General features: G+C 73.2%; 13 protein-coding genes and 1 pseudogene. 10 read left to right on the forward strand and 4 right to left on the reverse strand.

Annotated elements, in window-relative coordinates; genetic code table 11:
* Positions 1-470: 470 nt before the first annotated feature.
* Positions 471-2,576: a prolyl oligopeptidase family serine peptidase gene (locus ACIA8L_RS04095; protein ID WP_395900176.1), complete on the reverse strand. Its 2,106-nt coding sequence runs from the start codon at positions 2,574-2,576 to the stop codon at positions 471-473.
* A 141-nt stretch (positions 2,577-2,717) separates the two neighbouring features.
* Here ACIA8L_RS04095 and mshB point away from each other — a divergent pair, with 141 nt between their 5' ends.
* From mshB to ACIA8L_RS04110, 3 genes are all read left to right on the forward strand, one after another.
* Positions 2,718-3,647 carry an N-acetyl-1-D-myo-inositol-2-amino-2-deoxy-alpha-D-glucopyranoside deacetylase gene (mshB, locus tag ACIA8L_RS04100; protein ID WP_395900177.1) on the forward strand — a complete coding sequence of 310 codons (930 nt, stop codon included), beginning with the start codon at positions 2,718-2,720 and terminating at the stop codon, positions 3,645-3,647.
* A complete protein-coding gene (locus ACIA8L_RS04105) occupies positions 3,647-4,255 on the forward strand; it encodes a hypothetical protein (RefSeq protein ID WP_395900179.1) in 609 nt (202 codons plus the stop codon). Before mshB ends, ACIA8L_RS04105 begins: the two co-directional genes overlap by 1 nt.
* Positions 4,256-4,389: 134 nt before the next feature.
* Complete coding sequence (locus tag ACIA8L_RS04110; RefSeq protein ID WP_395900181.1) at positions 4,390-4,854, forward strand: hypothetical protein; 465 nt, start codon at positions 4,390-4,392, stop codon at positions 4,852-4,854.
* Between the two features lie 121 nt (positions 4,855-4,975).
* Here ACIA8L_RS04110 and ACIA8L_RS04115 read toward each other — a convergent pair whose 3' ends face one another.
* Positions 4,976-5,941, reverse strand: a complete 966-nt coding sequence (locus ACIA8L_RS04115) for a GNAT family N-acetyltransferase (protein WP_395900183.1) — start codon at positions 5,939-5,941, stop codon at positions 4,976-4,978.
* A gap of 108 nt (positions 5,942-6,049) precedes the next feature.
* Between ACIA8L_RS04115 and fdxA the strand changes: the two genes are divergently transcribed.
* Positions 6,050-6,376, forward strand: a complete 327-nt coding sequence (gene fdxA / locus ACIA8L_RS04120; protein ID WP_395900185.1) for a ferredoxin — start codon at positions 6,050-6,052, stop codon at positions 6,374-6,376.
* Entirely contained in the window at positions 6,373-7,479 is a 1,107-nt protein-coding gene (dapC, locus tag ACIA8L_RS04125) for a succinyldiaminopimelate transaminase (protein ID WP_395901718.1), read from the forward strand. The genes fdxA and dapC overlap by 4 nt, the downstream gene beginning before the upstream one ends.
* Before the next feature lie 414 nt (positions 7,480-7,893).
* On the opposite strand, the gene dapD is transcribed toward dapC, so the two are convergent.
* On the reverse strand, positions 7,894-8,748 hold the full coding sequence (gene dapD / locus ACIA8L_RS04130) for a 2,3,4,5-tetrahydropyridine-2,6-dicarboxylate N-succinyltransferase (protein WP_395901720.1): 855 nt from the start codon (positions 8,746-8,748) through the stop codon (positions 7,894-7,896).
* Positions 8,749-9,552: 804 nt separating this feature from the next.
* On the opposite strand from dapD, the gene dapE reads away from it, so the two are divergent.
* The gene (dapE, locus tag ACIA8L_RS04135; protein WP_395900187.1) at positions 9,553-10,620 is read left to right on the forward strand and encodes a succinyl-diaminopimelate desuccinylase; all 1,068 of its coding nucleotides are present in this window, start codon (positions 9,553-9,555) and stop codon (positions 10,618-10,620) included.
* 299 nt (positions 10,621-10,919) lie between these two features.
* Here the strand turns inward: dapE and ACIA8L_RS04140 are convergent, their stop codons facing one another.
* On the reverse strand, positions 10,920-11,057 hold the full coding sequence (locus tag ACIA8L_RS04140; RefSeq protein ID WP_395900189.1) for a hypothetical protein: 138 nt from the start codon (positions 11,055-11,057) through the stop codon (positions 10,920-10,922).
* Positions 11,058-11,212: 155 nt separating this feature from the next.
* Between ACIA8L_RS04140 and ACIA8L_RS04145 the strand changes: the two genes are divergently transcribed.
* The 4 genes and pseudogenes from ACIA8L_RS04145 to ACIA8L_RS04160 form a co-directional block, all read left to right on the forward strand.
* On the forward strand, positions 11,213-11,989 hold the full coding sequence (locus tag ACIA8L_RS04145) for a TIGR00730 family Rossman fold protein (protein WP_395900191.1): 777 nt from the start codon (positions 11,213-11,215) through the stop codon (positions 11,987-11,989).
* Entirely contained in the window at positions 11,989-12,540 is a 552-nt protein-coding gene (locus ACIA8L_RS04150; RefSeq protein ID WP_395900193.1) for a TIGR00730 family Rossman fold protein, read from the forward strand. The genes ACIA8L_RS04145 and ACIA8L_RS04150 overlap by 1 nt, the downstream gene beginning before the upstream one ends.
* Before the next feature lie 13 nt (positions 12,541-12,553).
* Complete coding sequence (locus ACIA8L_RS04155; protein ID WP_395900195.1) at positions 12,554-15,703, forward strand: ATP-dependent helicase; 3,150 nt, start codon at positions 12,554-12,556, stop codon at positions 15,701-15,703.
* Positions 15,703-18,924, forward strand: a pseudogene (locus ACIA8L_RS04160) (ATP-dependent helicase); the annotation flags it as partial. The gene ACIA8L_RS04155 and the pseudogene ACIA8L_RS04160, both read left to right, overlap by 1 nt.
* Between the last annotated feature and the right edge of the window lie 75 nt (positions 18,925-18,999).

The raw sequence follows: 18,999 nt of genomic DNA on the forward strand, positions 1-18,999 counted from the left end.
CCGTGCATGGCCGCCGCCCACAGTCCACGGCCACCGCTCAACGGCCGGCGTCCACTGTCCACGGCCGCCGTCCACCATTCACCGCCACCGTTCAACGGCCGGCGGCTGGTGGTACTGCTGGGCGCGGCGACCGTAATATCCGACATAAGCGGCGTCGGGGTATAAATCTGATAAGTCGTGGTGCGGAGCGCCCGACTTATCGTGCTGCCAGGGCCCCAGGTCGAGGGCGACCGATGAGCCGCCACTGTTGGGTCGGGGTGCGGGCGATCTTCCGGCTCACAGCGATTGGCGAGGAGCAGCCGCTCGCAGATGGGCAGGTCCGGGTCGCATAGCGGTATGACCGGGTTGATCGGTTGGTGGACGTGGCAGGGGTGCAGGGGGCGCAGAGCCCCCTGCCCGGGGCGGGAGCGAAGCGGCCTCGGAATCCTCTGCGTCTTTTGGGTTTTGGTTTTGGTTTCGAAGGTGGGTGGTCAGCCGGCGGGCGGGAGGGAGCGGCGGATGAAGTCGAGTTCGATGCGGAGGAGTTTTTCGGAGAGGCCGCCGGCGGCCATGTGGGTGGCGCCGGTCAGGGGGATCATCGAGTGGGTGCGGCCGGCGGCGAGCAGGGCGGCCGAGAGGCGCAGGGTGTGTGCGGCTACCACGTTGTCGTCGACGAGGCCGTGGACCAGGAGCATGGGGCGTACGTCGTCGGGGCGGACGGGGGGCTCGGCGGCCAGTTCGATCAGCGAGTTGTGCGCGTAGACGTCCGGGGCGTCGGCGGGCAGGCCCAGGTAGCGCTCGGTGTACGCGGTGTCGTACAACGTCCAGTCGGTGACCGGGGCGCCCACGACGGCGCAGTGGTAGACGTCGGGGCGGCGCAGCACCCCCAGCGCGGACAGCCAGCCGCCGAAGGACCAGCCACGGATCGCCACCCGGCCCAGGTCCAGGTCCGGGTGCTTGCCGGCCAGGGTTTCCAGGGCGTCGACCTGGTCGGCCAGGATGACGTCGGAGAACCGGCGGTGGATCGCCTTGTCGTAGCTCGGCGCCACCCCGGGCGTGCCCCGGTTGTCGATCGACACGACGGCGAAGCCCTGGTCGGCCCACCACTGCTTCTCCAGCCAGCGGGCCCGGGCGGCGACGACCTCCTGATGGCCGGGGCCGCCGTAGATCGCGACCAGGACCGGCAGCCGGCGGCCGGCCACGTGGCTGCGCGGATACAGCACGCCCGTCGGCACGCGGCGGTCGGTGACCCGCTGCAGGGCCGGGCGGGGGGCGAAGGGCGGCGTGGCGGCATGCGAGGGGATCGAGCCGACCGTCTCGTTGTTGTGGATGACGGTGTACTCCACCCCGCCCCGCTCCAGCGACTGTGCCCCGACGACGATGGTGCGGCCGGCGGCCTGGGCCGTGTGCCAGCCGGGCTCGGTCGTCAGGCGGGTCGCCCGCGGGCTGGACTGGGTGACCGGGATGTGGAAGATGTGCTGCTCGCTCGGCTCGCCCTCGCTGGCCTCCACGATCAGGTCGCCGTCGAGGCGGCCGGCCACCCGGCGGACGTAGAGGTTGGGCGGGGTGATCAGGCTGCCGTCGGCGAACAGGCAGCGCGCGTCGTAGCCGTCGTGGGCGAGCTCGCCGCCGACGAGCACCCGGCCGTCGGCCAGGTGGGCCGGGGTGCCCGGGACCGGCTCGACCCAGCGCGGGTCGGCCAGCTCGGCGTGGACCTGCGTCTCGCCGGTGCGTGGATCGACGGCGATCACCAGGCCGTGCTGCTGCAGCCGGCGCAGGACCGCGAGCAGCGGACCGCCCTGCTCGGACCAGCCGGCCGCGACCAGATACGGGTAGGTCTCGCGGTCCCAGTGGACGTCGACCCAGCCGCCGTCGAGGTCCAGCACGTGCAGGGTGACCTTGGCGTTGGTCGCGCCGGCGTGCGGGTAGGCGATCGTGGTGGGCGGCTGCTCCGGCTGCGACGGGTCGTGCAGGTGCCAGCGGGGGACGCGCGACTCGTCCACGCGGGAGGTGAGGATGCTGCGGCCGTCGGGCGACCACCAGTACCCCCGGAAGCGGTGGAACTCCTCGGCTCCGATGAACTCGGCGAGGCCCCAGGTCACGCCCTCCTCGCCGGCCAGGACGGCGTCCGTCCCGTCGACGTCGATGACGCGCAGGACGCCGCCGGTGACGTAGGCGATCCGGCGCCCCGTCGGGTCGAGCCGCGGGTCGACGACCGGGCCCGGAGTGTCGATCTCGGTGACGTCGCCGGTGAGCAGGTCGACGCGGAACAGCCGGCCGCCGAGCGGGAAGACGGCCAGCACACCGGCCCCGTCGAGCGCGAACGAGCCGATGCCGCCCGCGGACAGCCGCAGCCGCTCGCGCAGTGCCCGCTCGGCCGGTGGCAGGTCCGGCTGGTCGCCGAGCAGTGTCGCCGGGTCGGCCAGGCAGCGCTCGGTGCGGCTGGCGACGTCGAAGACCCACAGCGCGTCACTGGGGTCCTCGGGCCCGGCGGAGCGCAGGAAGATCACTCGAGCCCCGTCCGGGCTCACCGTCACGGCGCGGGGTGCGCCGTAGGAGAAACGTCGGGTTCGTGCGGCCAACTCCGGATAGTCCACCCCGGAATGTTGACCCCTGCCCGCCGGATTGTCATGTGATTGGGCCGGAACTAGGTACCTCCGTCACTCTGGGTGCCTTCACGCTCACGGGACTCGCGGCGGTGGGGGGAAGTGTCGGACCCAGGCCGTATTGTTGCCGTCGTGAGCGCTCGGAGCATCCTGTTCGTCCATGCACACCCAGACGACGAGTCCATGGGGACCGGCGCGACGATGGCCCGCTACGCGGCCGACGGCGCCCGCGTCACCCTGGTCACCTGCACGCTCGGTGAGGAAGGTGAGATCCACGTGCCCGCGCTGGCCGGGATCGCCGCCGCCGAGGGCGACCAGCTCGGCGGCTACCGCATCGCCGAGCTCGAGGCCGCCTGTCGCCACCTCGGCGTGACCGACCACCGCTTCCTCGGCGGCGCCGGCCGCTACCGCGACTCCGGGATGATGGACACGCCGGCCAACGAGCACCCGCGCGCCTTCTGGGCCGCCGACCTCGACGCCGCCGCCACCCAGCTGCTCGACGTGATCCGCGAGACCCGCCCGCAGGTCGCCGTGACCTACGACCCCAACGGCTTCTACGGCCACCCCGACCACATCCAGGCCCACCGCGTGCTGACCCGGGCCGTGGAGCTGGCCGAGGCCGAGGGGATAGCCCCCCGGAAGGTGTACTGGACCGCCGTGCCCCGCTCCGTGCTGGAAGCCGGCATGGAGCAGTTCCGCGGCTCCTCCGACAACCCGTTCGCCGACGTGGAGCGAGCCGAGGACCTGCCGTTCGGCACCGCGGACGCGGACATCGCGGCCCGCGTCGACGCCCACGAGTGGGCCGAGGAGAAGACCGCCGCCCTCAAGGCCCACGCCACCCAGATCCCGGCGAGCTCCTGGCTGTTCTCGATCGCCGGCAACTTCGGGGCCGAGTTCATGGGCGTCGAGTATTACCAGCTGGCCCGGGGCGAGAAGGGGCCGGGCGTCGGGCCGCACGGGTGGGAGGAGGACCTGTTCGCGGGCCTCGACGTCGACGCGCCCCGCCACCCTCGGCTCGGCGGTGTCGTGATGGCGGCCGGGGCCGTGGAGACGGGTTCGTGATGGCCAAGCGTTCGAAGTCCGCGGTCGAGCCGGCGCCGGTGGAGGCCACGCCGGTCGAACGGGAGCCGGTGGCGGCCGAGGTCGCGCCGGTCGATGCGGCTCCCGCGGTGTTGTGGCCCGAGGGGGCGGAGCCGCCGGCGCGGTCGCGGTTCGCGTTGTCGCCGCAGCTGTCCTCGACCCTCGACATCGTTCTCACGGTGGTCGGGTTGATCGTGGCCACGCTGCTCGGGGCCGCCCTCGCCGTGATCGAGGCGGTGTGGTCGCCGCTGCGGGTCGGTGGCTTCCGGGTGCCGGCGTCGCTGGTCGTGGCGCTGGTGACCAACCCGCTGCTGGGCTGGTTCGCCTACACGGTGACCAAGCGCCGGCTGGCCACCCTCCTCCCGGCGGCCGCCTGGTGCGTCGTCTGGATCATGGCCGCCGGCCGCACCTCCGAGGGTGACATGATCATCACCGAGGACAACTGGGTCGGCCTGTTGACGCTGTTCGCCGGCCCGCTCGCCTTCGCCGTCGGCATCTACATCTCCAACATGCGCCAGCGGGTGGCCCCGACCCGGGCCGACGCCGGCAACCCGGCCCCCGAGCCGCCACCGCTCACCCGCGCCGGATAGGGCCGCGGGCGTGGGTTCAGGGAACTCATAGGCGGCGGGGCTTGCGCGCGCGCAGTGTAGACGGGTAGACACGTTCCCGCGCCGGGATTGCTGACGTTCGGCGAATCGGGGAACTCGCGTGGTCGGAGGCTGCGATGCAAGAGCGGTGGATGCCCGTCGGCCTCGTCGCGGCGGGCCTCTTCTTGGTCAACGTGATTGCCCGGCTCGTGGTTCGGTTCGCGGCCGGTGACAACGACGATCGGCAGGTCACGATCGGGCTGTGGGCGTTGTTCGCGGTCGGGGCGGTGCTGATCCCCGTCGCCTTCTGGTACGGGCGGCGCGTGCCCATGATCCGCGTCATCGGCGAACTCGGGCTGGCCGTTGTCGTCGCCTGCCTGCTGTCGGTGCTCGTCGGGCCGTTCGTGTCCGGGGTGGGGCCGTTCAGCAATGGGGTCGGGCTCGTCTTCCGGCAGTTCTTCTACTTCGTGGGGTTGTCCGCGATCGGGGCCGTCGTCGGGCTGCTGATCCTGATGACGACCGGGCTCGACTACAAGTCGCAGTCGTGGAAGCGGTACATCGAGCGGAGCGGCACCAAGCCCCGCAAAGTCGTCCGCCGCTGAAGTCGCTCGGGGGCGCCCGGCAATTGGCGTTTGCCGGCTCGCACCGCGGTGATCGGCTTCAGCGGCTCTAAGGCCGCGCAGCCCGTTTTCCACGGCGTCCGTGCCGACGGTGAGCCGGGGGTCAGTCGCCCAGGAGGCGGCGGGACGAGTACGCGTGGTCGACCACGAAGCCCAACCGCTCATACAACGCCACGGCCGCCGCATTGCGCTGCTCCACCTGCAGGTAGACGTCCCGTGCGCCCAGCTCACCGGCCCACCGGGCCAGGGCCGCGATCAAGCGCTGGGCCAGGCCGCGGCGGCGGAGGCGTTCGTCGACGCCGATCAGGGACAGGCCGAGCCAGCGGGACTCGGGGTCGGCCACGCAGCCGCGGGCGGTGGCCAGGAGGGTGCCCTCATCGTCGTACCACGCCGCGAACCGCACCTCCGGCACCCCGGTCAGCACCTGCCGGGCCGACTCCGGCAGCGGGCCCTTGCGGCCGGCGACGGCGGTCAGCCACTCGTCCGACGGGGACGCGGCCAGCTCGATCCGGCCGAAGTCAGGGGCGGGCGACGGCAGCGTGGCCAGCAAGGACGGCAGGGCGGTGGTCATCACGACGGTGACCGGCATGGCCGTCCAGCCGCGCCGCTCCAGCTCGTCGTCGAGGCGCTTGAACAGCGGGACCGGGATGGAGAACGCGGGGACGAGGGAGCGGCTGCGGTACCACTGCCGCACGAGATCGATGGCGTCCGGCGTCGGCCGGTCGGGGGAGCCGATCACGAGCGTGGAGTTGGCCCGCTGGGTCCAGCCGTCGGTCGCGCGCAGGAGCCAGTCGCCCAGCTGCTCCTGCTCCCGGGCCGGCCAGCCCAGGGCCGCGGCCGCCTCCAGGGACTCGGTCGGGGTGAGGCGGCGGCGGGGCGGGACCGGCTTGGCCCGGGCGATCTCAGCAATCGGTACGCGGACCGCTCCCGTGCGGGCACGCACTGTGAGATGCGTCTCGGTCGCTTCGAGCAGGTGGCCCAGAATGTCCGAAAACACGGGTCGTGCGTCGCGCATCCCCATCATTCGGCGTATCACAACGCGCTGTCCCACGTGTTGTGGCCCGAGCACGATCGACCTCCCGTGAACCTGGATACTAGGCTCGTACCGCCGCGGTAGGGATGCGGCGGGGCTTGCCATCCCCAGGCTGGCAGCCTCAGGCGCGAAAGAGGGCGACCCGTGACATACATCATCGCCGAACCTTGCGTGGATCTGCTCGACAAGGCCTGCATCGAGGAGTGCCCTGTCGACTGCATCTACGAGGGCAACCGCATGCTCTACATCCACCCGGATGAGTGCGTGGACTGCGGCGCCTGCGAGCCGGTGTGCCCGGTCGAGGCGATCTTCTACGAGGACGACGTCCCCGAGAAGTGGAAGGACTTCACCGGCGCCAACTACGCGTTCTTCGATGAGCTGGGCTCGCCCGGCGGCGCGTCGAAGGTAGGCAAGATCGAGAAGGACGCGCCGTTCGTCGCGTCGCTCCCGCCGCAGGAGCGCGAACACTGACCGGCACGAAATCCGGGGCCCGGCGCGCACTCGCGGCCGGGCTGCCCGACTTCCCCTGGGACCGGCTGGAGCCCGCGAAGGCCGCCGCGTCCCGCCACCCCGACGGCCTCGTCGACCTGTCGATCGGCACGCCGGTCGACCCCGTGCCCGCGCTCGTCCGCGCGGCGCTGGCCGAGGCGTCGGACGCGCCCGGCTACCCGCTGACCGCCGGCACCCCGCGACTGCGTGCCGCGATCCGCGGGTGGGTCACGCGCTGGTGCGGCCCCGCCTCCGACGGGTTCGGCGTGCTGCCCACGATCGGCTCCAAGGAGCTCGTGGCCTGGCTGCCGACGCTGCTCGGCCTCGGCCCCGGCGACACCGTCGTGATCCCGCAGGTGTGCTACCCGACCTACGAGGTGGGTGTCCTGCTCGCCGGGGCCGAGGTGCTGCGGGCCGACTCGCTGACCGCCGTCGGGCCGCGGCGGGTGAGCATGGTCTGGGTCAACTCCCCGTCCAACCCGACGGGCAAGGTCCTGCCCGAGGCGCACCTGCGCAAGGTCGTCGCCTGGGCCCGCGAGCGCGGCGCCGTCGTCGTCAGCGACGAGTGCTACCTGCCGCTGCCGTGGGAGGCCGAGCCGGTGTCCATCCTGTCCGTGTGCGACGGGGTGTTCGACGGGGTGCTGGCCGTACACTCCCTGTCGAAACGCTCGAATCTCGCGGGCTATCGGGCCGGTTTCGTCGCCGGCGACCCCGCCCTGATCGACGAGGTGCTGGCGGCCCGCAAGCACGCCGGCATGATCGTGCCCGCCCCCGTGCAGGCGGCCATGGTCGCCGCGCTGGGCGACGAGACGCACGTGGCCGAGCAGCGCGAACGCTACGCCCGCCGCCGCACCGTGCTGCGCGCCGCCCTCGAACGGGCCGGCTTCACGATCGAACACTCCGAGGCCGGCCTGTACCTGTGGGCCACCCGCGGCGAGGACTCCTGGAAAACCGTCGACTGGCTGGCCGAACGCGGCATTTTGGCCGCACCGGGCGCGTTCTACGGCCCGGCGGGCGCCGAATTCGTCCGGCTCGCCCTGACCGCCACCGACGAACGCGTCACCGCCGCCGCCGCCCGCCTCTGAACAACCAAACCAAGCAACAAACCAAGCAACGAACAAAGCAACAAACCAAGAAGCAGCAGAGGATTCCGGAGCCGCTTCGCTCCCGCCCCGGGCAGGGGGCTCTGCGCCCCCTGCACCCCTGCGACGTCGACCGGCGCCAATCCGCCCCACCCGCCGCCACAAGCCGCGACCCCTCACCGCCACCGCGACGATCCGGCCGTCGAGTCACTCGCGCGGGGGCGAAACGAAACGCGACGACCCGCGCCAATCCACCCCACACGCCATCAAGCCGCGGTCTCTCACCGTCATCGCAGCGATCCAGCTCACTTGTGCGGGGCGAAACGAAAGCCGCGCGACTGCCAAATGGAAGGCAGTCGCGCGGCTGACGAGCCGAACACGCGGTGGAAAGCCGAAGCCGGCCAGGCGGAGCAGGGGTCAGTTGGCGTGCAGGGCGGCGTTGAGTTCGATGCCCCGGCCCTGGCGTTCGCGGACTTCCAGGCGGCCGTTGACCGAGTTGCGGATGAACAGGAGGTTGCTCAAGCCGGACAGTTCGCGGGCCTTCACCACGCGGCCGTCGGGGAGGGTCAGCTTGGCGCCGGCCGTGATGTAGCAGCCGGCCTCGACCACGCAGTCGTCGCCGAGGGAGATGCCGATGCCCGCGTTCGCGCCGAGCAGGCAGCGCTCGCCCAGGCTGATGGTCTCCTTGCCGCCGCCGGACAGGGTGCCCATGATCGAGGCGCCGCCGCCGACGTCGGTGCCGTCGCCGACCACGACGCCGGCCGAGATGCGGCCCTCGACCATCGAGTTGCCGAGGGTGCCGGCGTTGAAGTTGACGAAGCCCTCGTGCATGACGGTGGTGCCGGGCGCGAGGTGGGCACCGAGCCGGACCCGGTCGGCGTCGGCGATGCGCACACCCGACGGCGTCACGTAGTCGACCATGCGCGGGAACTTGTCGACCCCGAACACGTTCAGCCGCCGGCCCGCCCGCCGCTCCGCCGCCCGCAGCTCGTCGACCTGCTCGGGCAGGCACGGCCCGGCCGACGTCCAGGCGACGTTCGCGAGCAGCCCGAACTGCCCGTCGAGGTTGACCTGATGCGGCCGGACGATCCGGTGCGAGAGCAGGTGCAGCCGCAGGTACACGTCGGCGGTGCCGGCCGGCGCGTCCCCGAGCGACTGCACCTCGACGCGAACAACCTCCGCCCGCAGCCCAAGCCGCGCACCCGACGAGCCCGACAAGTCGGAAATGTCGGAAAAGTCAGTAGCAACATCGCTCCCCGCGCCGACCTCGATCCCGCCGACCGCTCCGGAATCCGCCCCGTGAGCAGCGAGGGAATCCGAGCCGTGGGCAGGGACAGAATCCGTCCCGTGGGCAGCGACGGAATCCGCCCCGTGAGCAGCGGGGGAATCCGCCTTGTGAGCAGCGAGGGAATCCGGCCCGTGAGCGGCGACGGCCGCAGCGACCGCAGCCGCCGTCGTGCCCGGGTCAAGCGTCGCGCCGGCCGCAGCCGCCGCAGCAGCGGTCGCCGGGTCGAGCCCGGGCGCCGCATTTGCCGAATCAAGACCGGCAGCCGCGCCGCCCGAATCAAGACCGGCAGCCGCGCCGCCCGAGTCGAGACCGGCAGCCGCGCCGCCCGAGTCGAGACTGGCAGCCGCGCCGCCCGAGTCAGCAGCCGCGCCGCCCGAGTCAGCGGAAGCGCCGGCCGAGCCAACAGCCGCGCCGGCCGAGTCAGCGGAAGCGCCGCCCGAGTCAGCAGCCGCGCCGGCCGAGTCAGCGGAGGCGCCGGCCGAGGCGAACGGGGCGGCACCGAGCCCCAGATTGCCGGCCGGGAACCAAACGTCCAGAACCTGCCCCGAAGCGGTCACGGTGGCCAGGCCCAGCCCCCAGGCCGGGGAGTCGATGTAGGCGGTCGTCACGCAACCGAACGCTACCGCACGCCCCGAACACCCGACCTGGCAAGCGCCCGCCGATCCCTGCTCCGCCGCGTTACGCTGATGCGTGGTTGCGTCCGCCGCGCTCGCCGCGGTCCCGTCGGAGCTGGGCGTCGGGCGCTGGTCCGCGCCCCGTCGAATCGGCCGCGCGACTAAGGTCGAGGCATGCTCACGCGCGATGTGCTCGCTGACCCAGTTGCTCTGACCCGGGCGCTCGTCGATATCGAGTCGGTCTCCAAGCACGAGGCCGAGATCGCCGACCAGGTCGAGCAGGCGCTCGCCGGCACGGCGCTGAAAGTCGAGCGGTTCGGGCACACCATCGTCGCGCGGACGGAGCTCGATCGGGCGCAGCGGGTTGTGCTGGCGGGGCATCTGGACACGGTGCCGTTGCACGGGAATTTTCCGTCTCGGACCGAGGGCAACATCATGTGGGGGTGCGGGACGGCCGACATGAAGTCGGGCACGGCGATCGCGCTGCACCTGGCGGTGACCGAGGCGGAGCCGCGGCATGACGTGACGTACGTGTTCTACGAGGCCGAGGAGATCGAGTCCGAGTTCAACGGGCTCAAGATTTTGGCTGATCGGCGGCCGGAGCTGCTCACCGACGCCTCGTTCGCCGTGTTGCTGGAGCCCACGCACGGGCTGATCGAAGGTGGCTGTCAAGGGACCCAGCGCGTCCTCGTGCGCACCGGAGGGAAGCGGGCGCACTCGGCCCGGTCGTGGCTGGGGGACAACGCCATTCACAAAGCGGCACCGATATTGCAAAGGCTGCGGGAGTACCGTGACCGAACGGTCGACATCGACGGCTGCGAGTTCCATGAAGGGTTGAACGCGGTCCGGATCTCGGGCGGGGTCGCCGGCAACGTCATCCCGGACGAGTGCGTGGTCGAGGTCAACTTCCGGTTCGCGCCGGACCGGGACGAGGCCGCAGCCGAGGCGCATGTCCGTGAGGTGTTCGAGGGCTTCGAGCTCGAGTTCGTCGACTCGGCGCCCGGGGCCAGGCCGGGGCTGGACGCGCCCGCGGCGCAGGAGCTGCTGCGCGCGATCGGCAAGCCGCCGCGGGCCAAGCTCGGCTGGACCGACGTGGCCCGGTTCGCGGTGCTGGGCATCCCGGGCCTCAACTTCGGGCCCGGCGACCCGAACTTCGCGCACAAGCAGGACGAGCACGTCGAGATCGACAAGATCGTCGAGGGCGCCGACGTCATGCGCCGCTGGCTGCGCGAGCGGGAATAGCCGCCTTGGAGCGAGACCGGCCCGGAGCGAAACCCGACGCGGAGCGGCACGCCCCGGAGCGAGACCCGACGCGGAGCGGCATGCCCCGGACGGGACCGCCCGGAGCGAGACTCGACGTGGAGGCAGGCCCGGCGTGAAGGAAGGCCGGCGCGGGGCGAAAGACGAAGGCCGGCGCAGAGCGAAAAGACGAAGGCCGGCGCAGAGCGAAAAGACGAAGGCCGGCGCGGAGCGAAAACGGTCGGCGGCGCCCCGGCCGCCGGTCCTCGCTCCCGGCGCCAGCCCCGCAGCCGGGAGCTGGGTCAGGTGTCGTTGGTCGCGGCCAGCGGTTCGTCGGCGATCGGGTCCAGTGTTCGCTCCAGGCGCCGGACCGCGAGAGCCTCGCGGATCCGCCGGTTCATCTGGCGGCGCTGTCGTTCGCTGCGTGTCATATCGGTCACACCCCCACACCCGTGACCACCGGTATATCGGGTAGGACGCGACGGTAGGCGGAAACGTTGCGCTCTGCACCCGATTTCCTACCGGAAATAGCCGATCATCGCGGCGGGGGTGGCTGGTGGGTCCCGCCACCGGTGATCGTCGTACCGTGACAGGCATGACCGAGCCCAAGCGCAGCCGCCCGCGGGAGCGGCACCGCGGGATGGTGACGCTGCGACGCGACGCGATCCCGCCGAGCACGGCCGACCAGCGTCTGCTGGACTCCCGGCTGCGGCACGAGTGGAAGACCAAGGACGCCTGGCGGGCACTGCGCATCCTCAGTGAGTTCGTCGAGGGCTTCGACACCCTGGCCGACCTGCCGCCCGCGGTGAGCGTCTTCGGCTCGGCCCGCAGCAAGCCCGACAGCCCCGAGTATCGCCTCGGCGAGGAGCTCGGCGGCGCCCTCGCGCGGGCCGGTTACGCGGTCATCACCGGCGGCGGGCCCGGGGTCATGGAGGCCGCGAACAAGGGCGTCGCCGACGCCGGCGGGCTGTCCATCGGGCTCGGCATCGAGCTGCCGTTCGAGCAGGGGCTCAACGACTGGGTCGACATCGGGATCGACTTTCGCTACTTCTTCGCCCGCAAGACGATGTTCGTGAAGTATGCCCAGGCCTTCGTCGTGCTCCCGGGCGGCTTCGGCACCCTCGACGAGCTGTTCGAGGCGGTGACGCTGGTCCAGACCCGCAAGGTCACCCGCTTCCCGGTGATCCTGATGGGCACCGCCTACTGGCAGGGCCTGCTCGACTGGATCAACAACACGATGCTCCCGGACGGCAAGATCGGGCCCGAGGACCTCAACCTGCTGTACCTCACCGACGACGTCGACGCCGCGGTGCAGCACATCCGCGAGGCGGCCGAGCACCTCGACGAGGACAAGCTCGGCGGCGGCAGCTGATGGCGCGGATCTGCGTGTTCTGCGCCTCCTCGCAGCGGCTCGAGTCGCGCTGGCTCGACCTGGCCCACGACCTCGGCGTCGAGATCGGCCGGCGCGGGCACGAGCTGGTCTCCGGGGGCGGCTGCGTCGGCATGATGGGCGCGGTCGCGGACGGGGCCCGGGAGGGCGGGGCGCGGACCTACGGCGTGATCCCGCAGACCCTCGTCGACCTCGAGGTGGCCGACACCAAGTCGGACGAGCTGGTGGTGACCGACGGCATGGCCTCGCGCAAGACGCTGCTCATCGAGCGCGCGGACGCTTTCATCACGCTCCCGGGCGGGCTCGGTACCCTCGACGAGCTTTTCGAGGTGTGGACGACGGCCACGCTCGACCTGCACCGCAAGCCGATCCTGCTGCTGGACGCGGACGGCTTCTACGGCGGGCTGCTGGAGTGGCTGCGCGGCCTGACCCGGCAGGAGTTCGTCCGCACGTCGGCCCTGCAGATGCTGCTGACGTCCGGCGAGGTCGGCGAGTCGCTCGACCTCATCGAAGCCTCCCTTCTGGCCGCGTGATTCGATTGGGGGCATGACCGCGACCGCTTCCCCGCCCGCGAATCGTCGAGCCTATCGGCTCGTGCGGCGGGGTGCGGCCAAGGCGGTCCCGGTCTTCGCCGATCCGTGGCAGCGCATCGTCGTCGAGCACACCCGCGGCCCGCTGCTCGTCGTGGGCGGGCCCGGCACCGGCAAGACCAGCGCCCTGGTCGAGGCGGTCGCGCAGCGGGTGGCCGAGGGAGCCGACCCGGAGAAGATCCTCGTCCTCACGTTCGGCCGGCGCGGGGCCGTGCGCCTCCGGGACCGGATCGAGGGCCGGCTCGGACGGTCGAGCGGCCTGCGCACGACGGCCGAGCCGATGGTCCGGACCTTTCATGGGTACTCCTTCGGCCTGCTCCGACGGGCCGCGGTGGACCGGGGCGAGTCCTCGCCGCGCCTCCTCACCGGCCCCGAGCAGGACCTGGTGATCCGGGAGCTCCTCGCGGAGTCGACGGTGGCCTGGCCGGAGGCTTTGCGCAGCGCCCTGCACACCCGGGCGTTCGCGACCGAGCTGCGCGACCTGCTCCTGCGGGCCGTCGAGCGGGGCGTGACGCCGGAGGGGCTGCTGCACCTGGCGAAGGTCCACAACCGGGCCGACTGGACCGCCGCGGCCGCCTTCTTCCGCGAATACCTCCAGGTCCTCGCCCTGCGCGACGCCACCGGCCGGGGTTCCGTGGCCTATGACTACGCCGAGCTGGTCCGGGTCGCGGCCGGGATGCTGGCCGACGATCAGGACCTGTTACGCGCGGAGCGGCAGCGCCTCGAGTACGTCTACGTCGACGAGCTCCCCGACACCGACCCGGCCCAGGTCGAGCTGCTGGAGCTGGTGGCCGGGAACGGCAAGCACCTCGTGGCGTTCGCGGACCCCGACTCCTCGACGTTCGCCTTCCGCGGCGCCGACCCGGCCGTCGTCAACGACTTCGACCTGCACTTCCCACAGGCAGTACATCTGACGCTGCCTTTGTCTCGAAGGCTCGGTGAAGGACTCCTGGCGCCGATCGGGCGGGTCGCGGCGCGGTTGCGCGGACCGGCCCGGCATCGGCAGCTGCAGGCCCAGCGGGGCGGCGGCAACGTCGAGACGCGCACGTTCGCGTCCGAGACGTCCGAGGCCGCCTTCATCGCGCACCGGCTGCGCGAGGCCCACCTGCTGCGCGGCGTCCCGTGGGCGCGGATGGCGGTCGTCGTGCGCTCGACCGCGCGGCAGCTCGCACCGCTGCAGCGGGCCCTGCACACGGCCGGCGTGCCGACCGTGACCGAGGCCGAGGACCTGCCGCTGCACCTGCAGCCGGCGGTCGCGCCGCTGCTGCTGCTCCTGCGGTGCGCGCTGGACCCGGCCCGGCTCGACGAGGACGCGGCGGTCGCGCTGCTGCACTCACCGCTCGGCGGGGCCGACCCCCTCGCGGAGCGGCGGCTGCGGCAGGGGCTGCGGGCGCTCGCCCTCGCGGCGGGGGACCGGCGGCCCTCCGGCGTGCTGCTCCTCGCGGCGCTGCGCGACCCGGCCGAGCTGGCGATGGTCGAGCGGCGCTGGGCCGCACCCGCGCGGGCCGTGGCCGGACTGCTGCAGCAGGCCCGTGACGCCGCGGCCCGGCCCGGTGCCACCGCCGAGGAGGTGCTGTGGGCGGTCTGGCAGGCCAGCGGGCTGGCCGAGCGCTGGTCGGCGCTGAGCGCCCGCGGCGGGCATCGCGGCGCGGCCGCCGACCGGGACCTCGACGCGGTCGTGACGCTGTTCGACGCGGCCGCGCGCTTCACGGACCGGCTGCCGGGCGCCGGCACCGACGTGTTCCTGGACCACGTCGAGGGCCAGGACCTGCCGGCCGACAACCTGGCCCCGATGGCCGACCGCGGCGACGCCGTGCGCGTCCTCACCGCCCACGCGGCCAAGGGCCTGGAGTGGGACGTCGTCGCGGTGGCCGGGGTCCAGGAGGGCGTCTGGCCCGACCTGCGGCTGCGCGGCAGCGTGCTCGGCTCGGAGCTGCTGGTCGAGGTGCTGTCCGGGCGGACCATGGAGACCATCGGGCGGCTCTCGGCACTGCTGGACGAGGAGCGGCGGCTGTTCTACGTGGCCGTCTCCCGGGCCCGCGAGCAGGTGCTGGTCACCGCGGTCGCGTCCGGCGACGGCGAGGAGCAGCCCAGCCGGTTCCTGACCGAGCTGTCCATCGACGACGAGCAGCCCGCGTTCGAGGCGCCGCGCGCGCTCACCCTGCCGACGCTGGTGGCCGAGCTGCGGGTGGCCCTGGTCGACCCGGACGCGCCCGAGGAGCGCCGGGCCGCGGCCGCCGCGCTGCTGGCCCGGCTGGCCCGCGAGGAGGTGCCCGGGGCCGACCCCGACGGCTGGTGGGGGCTGCCGGTGCTGTCCGACGAGCGGCCGCTCGTCGACCCGGGCGAGCCGGTGCAGGTGACGCCCTCGACGGTGGAGAGCGTGGACCGGTGCAGCCTGCGCTGGCTGCTCGAACGGCACGGCGGGGCGCTGACCCCGTCACCGGAGCAGTCCATCGGCAACCTCGTGCACGCCGCGGCGATGCTGGCCGCCGACGCCAGCGCGGACCGGGCCCAGCTGGTCGCCTACGTCGCCGACCGGTTCGACGCGATCGAGCTCTCGGCCCGCTGGCTCGCCGGGCGCGAACGGGACCGGGCCGAGACGATGCTCGACAAGCTCATCGGCTGGCTGGCCGGCAACCCCCGCCGGCTCGTCGCCATCGAGCAGGACTTCCTGGTCGAGCTGGCCGACCCCGAGGCCCCGGTGGAGATCAAGGGCCGGGTCGACCGCCTGGAGCTCGACGAGCAGGGCCGGCTCGTCGTCATCGACCTCAAGACCGGCAAGTCGATCCCAGCCAACGCCAACCTGGCCGAGCACCCGCAGCTGGCCGCCTACCAGGCCGCGATCGAGCTCGGCGCGTTCGATGAGTCGGCGGTGGCCGGCGGGGCGGCCCTGGTCCAGCTGGGCGGCGAGACCAACTCGGCCCGCGAGCAGGTCCAGCCGCCGCTGAGCGAGGCCGACGACCCCAACTGGGCCCAGGCCCTGGTGAAGCGCACGGCCCGGACGATGGCCGCGTCCACGTTCAGTGCCGTGGTCAACAACAAGTGCCGGGTCTGCCCGGTGAAGACCTCGTGCCCGGTCTCGGGTAAAGGCCGCCACGTCCAATGACACCCCTCGAGCTGGCGAAACTGCTGAAGCTGCCGGCGCCGACGGCCCAGCAGGCCCGGGTCATCGCCGCGCCGGTCGGGCCCCTGCTGGTGGTGGCCGGCGCCGGGTCGGGCAAGACGGAGACGATGGCCTCGCGGGTCGTCTGGCTCGTCGCCAACGGCCACGTCCGCCCGGAGCAGATCCTCGGCCTGACCTTCACCCGCAAGGCCGCGGGGGAGCTGGCCCACCGCATCCGCCAGCGCCTCGCCCAGCTGGTGCGCCGGCTGGGCCGCGACGACCTCATCGCCGGCGAGCCCACCGTCGCCACCTACCACTCCTACGCGGCCCGGGTGGTGCGCGAGCACGGCGTGCGGGCCGGGTTCGAGCCGTCGACCCGGCTGCTCACCGAGGCCGCCTGCTGGCAGCTCGCCGACGCCGTGGTACGGGCCTACGACGGGGACATGACCGCCGTCTCGGCCGCCCCGTCCACCGTCGTCGACGCCGTCCTGCATCTGGCCGGCGACCTCGCCGAGCACCTCCGCCAGCCGGCCGACGTCGCCGCCTGGACCGGCCGCTTCTTCGCCGAGGTCGGCTCGAAGACCGGCAAGATGGCCAAGCCGGTGCGTGACGTGCTGTCCCGGCAGCAGGCGCGGCTGCAGCTGCTGCCCCTGATCCGGCAGTACTCCGAGAAGAAGGCGCTGCTGGAGGCGATGGACTTCGGCGACCAGCTGTCCCGGGCGGCCGCGGTCGCGACCGCGCACGCCGAGGTCGGGCTGGTCGAGCGGGACCGGTTCCGGGTCGTGCTGCTGGACGAGTACCAGGACACCTCGCACGCCCAGGTCGTGCTCCTGCGCGCGCTGTTCGGCGCCGGCCACCCGGTCACCGCCGTCGGCGACCCGTGCCAGTCGATCTACGGCTGGCGGGGGGCCTCGGCCGGCACCCTGGATCGGTTCCCGGTCGAGTTTCCCCTGGCCAACGCGGAGCCGGCGCCGTTGCGGGAGCTCACCACCAGCTGGCGCAACCGGCCCGAGATCCTCGATGTCGCCAACACGCTGTCGGCCCCGCTGCGCTCCTACGGCGCCCGGGTCCAGGAGCTCGCCCCGGCCGACGTGCTCGCCGAGCCGGCCTCGACCGCGACCGTGCACTGCGCGCTGCTCGACACCTACACCGAGGAGGCGGCCTGGCTGGCCGACCGGGTGCTCGCCTCGTGGCGGCGCGCGGCCAAGGTCGAGCCGGACACGTTCCCCTACGACATCCCGGTCGAGGACCGCCCGTCGACAGCGGTCCTGGTCCGGACCCGGGCCCAGATCCCGGCCCTCGAGAACGCGCTGCGCTCCCGCGGCCTGCCGGTCGAGGTGGTCGGCCTGGGCGGGCTGCTGGACACGCCCGAGGTCCGCGACGTCGTGAGCATCATGCGGGTCCTCGCCGACCCGGCCGAGGGCGCCGCCCTGCTGCGCATCCTGACCGGCCCGCGCTGGCGGATCGGCCCCCGCGACCTGGTCGCGCTCTACCGGCGGGCCCGCTCCCTCGCCGCCGCCCGCCGCAACGGGGACGCCGGGGCCGAGCCCGAGCTCGCCGACCGGCTCGACGAGGCCGTGCTGGTCGAGGCCCTCGACGACCTCGGCGACCCCGAGCGCTACTCCGCGGAGGGCCACCGCCGGTTCGTCCGCCTCGGCGGCGAGCTGCGGGCCCTGCGCCGCCGCCTCGACCAGCCCCTGCCCGACCTGATCGCCGACCTGGAGCGGGTCACCGGCCTGGACGTCGAGGTCGCGGCCCGCCCCGGCGACGCCGGCCTGGCCCGCGGCCACCTCGACGCGTTCGCCAACATCGCGGCCCGCTTCGCCGGCGAGTCCGAGGGGGCCACGATGAGCGCGTTCCTGGCGTTCCTGGCCGCGGCCGAGAACGAGGAGCGCGGCCTGGCCCCGGGCGAGGTCGAGGTCGTCGACGGGGCCGTGCAGATCCTCACCGCGCACGCGGCCAAGGGCCTCGAGTGGGACGTCGTCGCCGTCGCCGGCCTGTGCGCGGACGTGTTCCCGGGGCCGAGCAACGCCGGCGACCACTGGCTGCGCGGCCTCGGGGTGCTGCCGTTCCCGCTGCGCGGCGACCGGGCCGGGCTGCCCGCGCTGGACCTGGCCGCCGCCGAGGACGTCAAGGGCGTGGTCGCGGCCCTCGAAGCGTTCACCCGGGACTGGCGCGACCATGACGTGCGGGAGGAGCGGCGGCTCGCGTACGTCGCCGTGACCCGGCCCCGGCGGCTGCTGCTGGCCAGCGGGTACTGGTGGGGCGAGGGCGTCAAGCGGGCCCGCGGGCCGTCGGTGTTCCTGGACGAGATCCGCGAGCGCTGCCAGGCCGGGGCCGGGGTCGTCGACGTGTGGGCGGCCAAGCCGGACGCCGACGCGCAGAACCCGACCGCCGCCGACGTGCCCAGCGCGAGCTGGCCGGCCGACCCGCTCGGCCACCGCCGGCCCCTGCTGGAGGCGGCGGCCGCGCTGGTCCGGGACGCTGCCGCGGACACCGCCGTGACCTCGGCCGATCCGCTGGTCCAGCGCTGGCTCTCCGAGACCGAGCTGCTGCTGGCCGAGAAGGCCCGGCTGGTGCCGCAGGCCGAGGTCGAGGTCGCGCTGCCCGGGCACCTCTCCGTGTCGCAGCTGGTGTCGCTGCGCCGCGACCCGCAGCGGCTGGCCCGCTCGCTGCGCCGCCCGCTGCCGGCCCGCCCCGACCCCTACGCCCGCCGCGGCACCGCCTTCCACCACTGGCTGGAGCAGCGGTTCCGGGCCGAGCGGCTGATCGACCTGGACGAGCTGCCGGGCGCCGCCGACGAGGACGCCGCACCCGACTCGGCCCTGGCCGACCTGCAGGCGCGGTTCCTGGCCAGCGAGTGGGCCGACCTGGTGCCGCTCGACGTGGAGGTCCCGTTCGCGTCGGTGATCGCCGGGGTCGTGGTCCGCGGGCGGATGGACGCCGTCTACCGGTACTCCGACGGGCGCTACGACGTCGTGGACTGGAAGACCGGCGGGCGGCCCGGCGGGGCCGACGCGAGCGCGGCGGCGGTGCAGCTGGCCGCCTACCGCCTCGCCTGGGCCGAGCTGCGCGGGGTACCCCTCGACCAGGTCGGTGCCGCGTTCTTCTACGTGCGCGGCGGCGAGACGGTCCGTCCGGCCGACCTCCTCGACGAAGCGGGCCTGCTCGCCTTGATCACGGCGCTGCCGTCGCCGGCCGAGATCACGACTGAGTCTCAATGAATTGGCAAGGTTCCGACACGGCGCTGTCGGTGGAACCGGTACCTCCTCGAAGCTGTCTGAAAGGGCATGCGAGGG

The sequence above is a fragment of the Dactylosporangium sp. NPDC051541 genome, from assembly GCF_044454505.1.
Lineage (GTDB): Bacteria > Actinomycetota > Actinomycetes > Mycobacteriales > Micromonosporaceae > Dactylosporangium.

Excerpts from the sequence above, each read along its gene's own strand:
- ACIA8L_RS04110 (WP_395900181.1), top strand. The coding sequence starts at position 4,390 with ATGCAAGAGCGGTGGATGCCCGTCGGCCTCGTCGCGGCGGGCCTCTTC.
- ACIA8L_RS04150 (WP_395900193.1), top strand. The coding sequence starts at position 11,989 with ATGGCGCGGATCTGCGTGTTCTGCGCCTCCTCGCAGCGGCTCGAGTCG.
- ACIA8L_RS04155 (WP_395900195.1), top strand. The coding sequence starts at position 12,554 with ATGACCGCGACCGCTTCCCCGCCCGCGAATCGTCGAGCCTATCGGCTC.
- ACIA8L_RS04105 (WP_395900179.1), top strand. The coding sequence starts at position 3,647 with ATGGCCAAGCGTTCGAAGTCCGCGGTCGAGCCGGCGCCGGTGGAGGCC.
- dapE (WP_395900187.1), top strand. The coding sequence starts at position 9,553 with ATGCTCACGCGCGATGTGCTCGCTGACCCAGTTGCTCTGACCCGGGCG.
- ACIA8L_RS04145 (WP_395900191.1), top strand. The coding sequence starts at position 11,213 with ATGACCGAGCCCAAGCGCAGCCGCCCGCGGGAGCGGCACCGCGGGATG.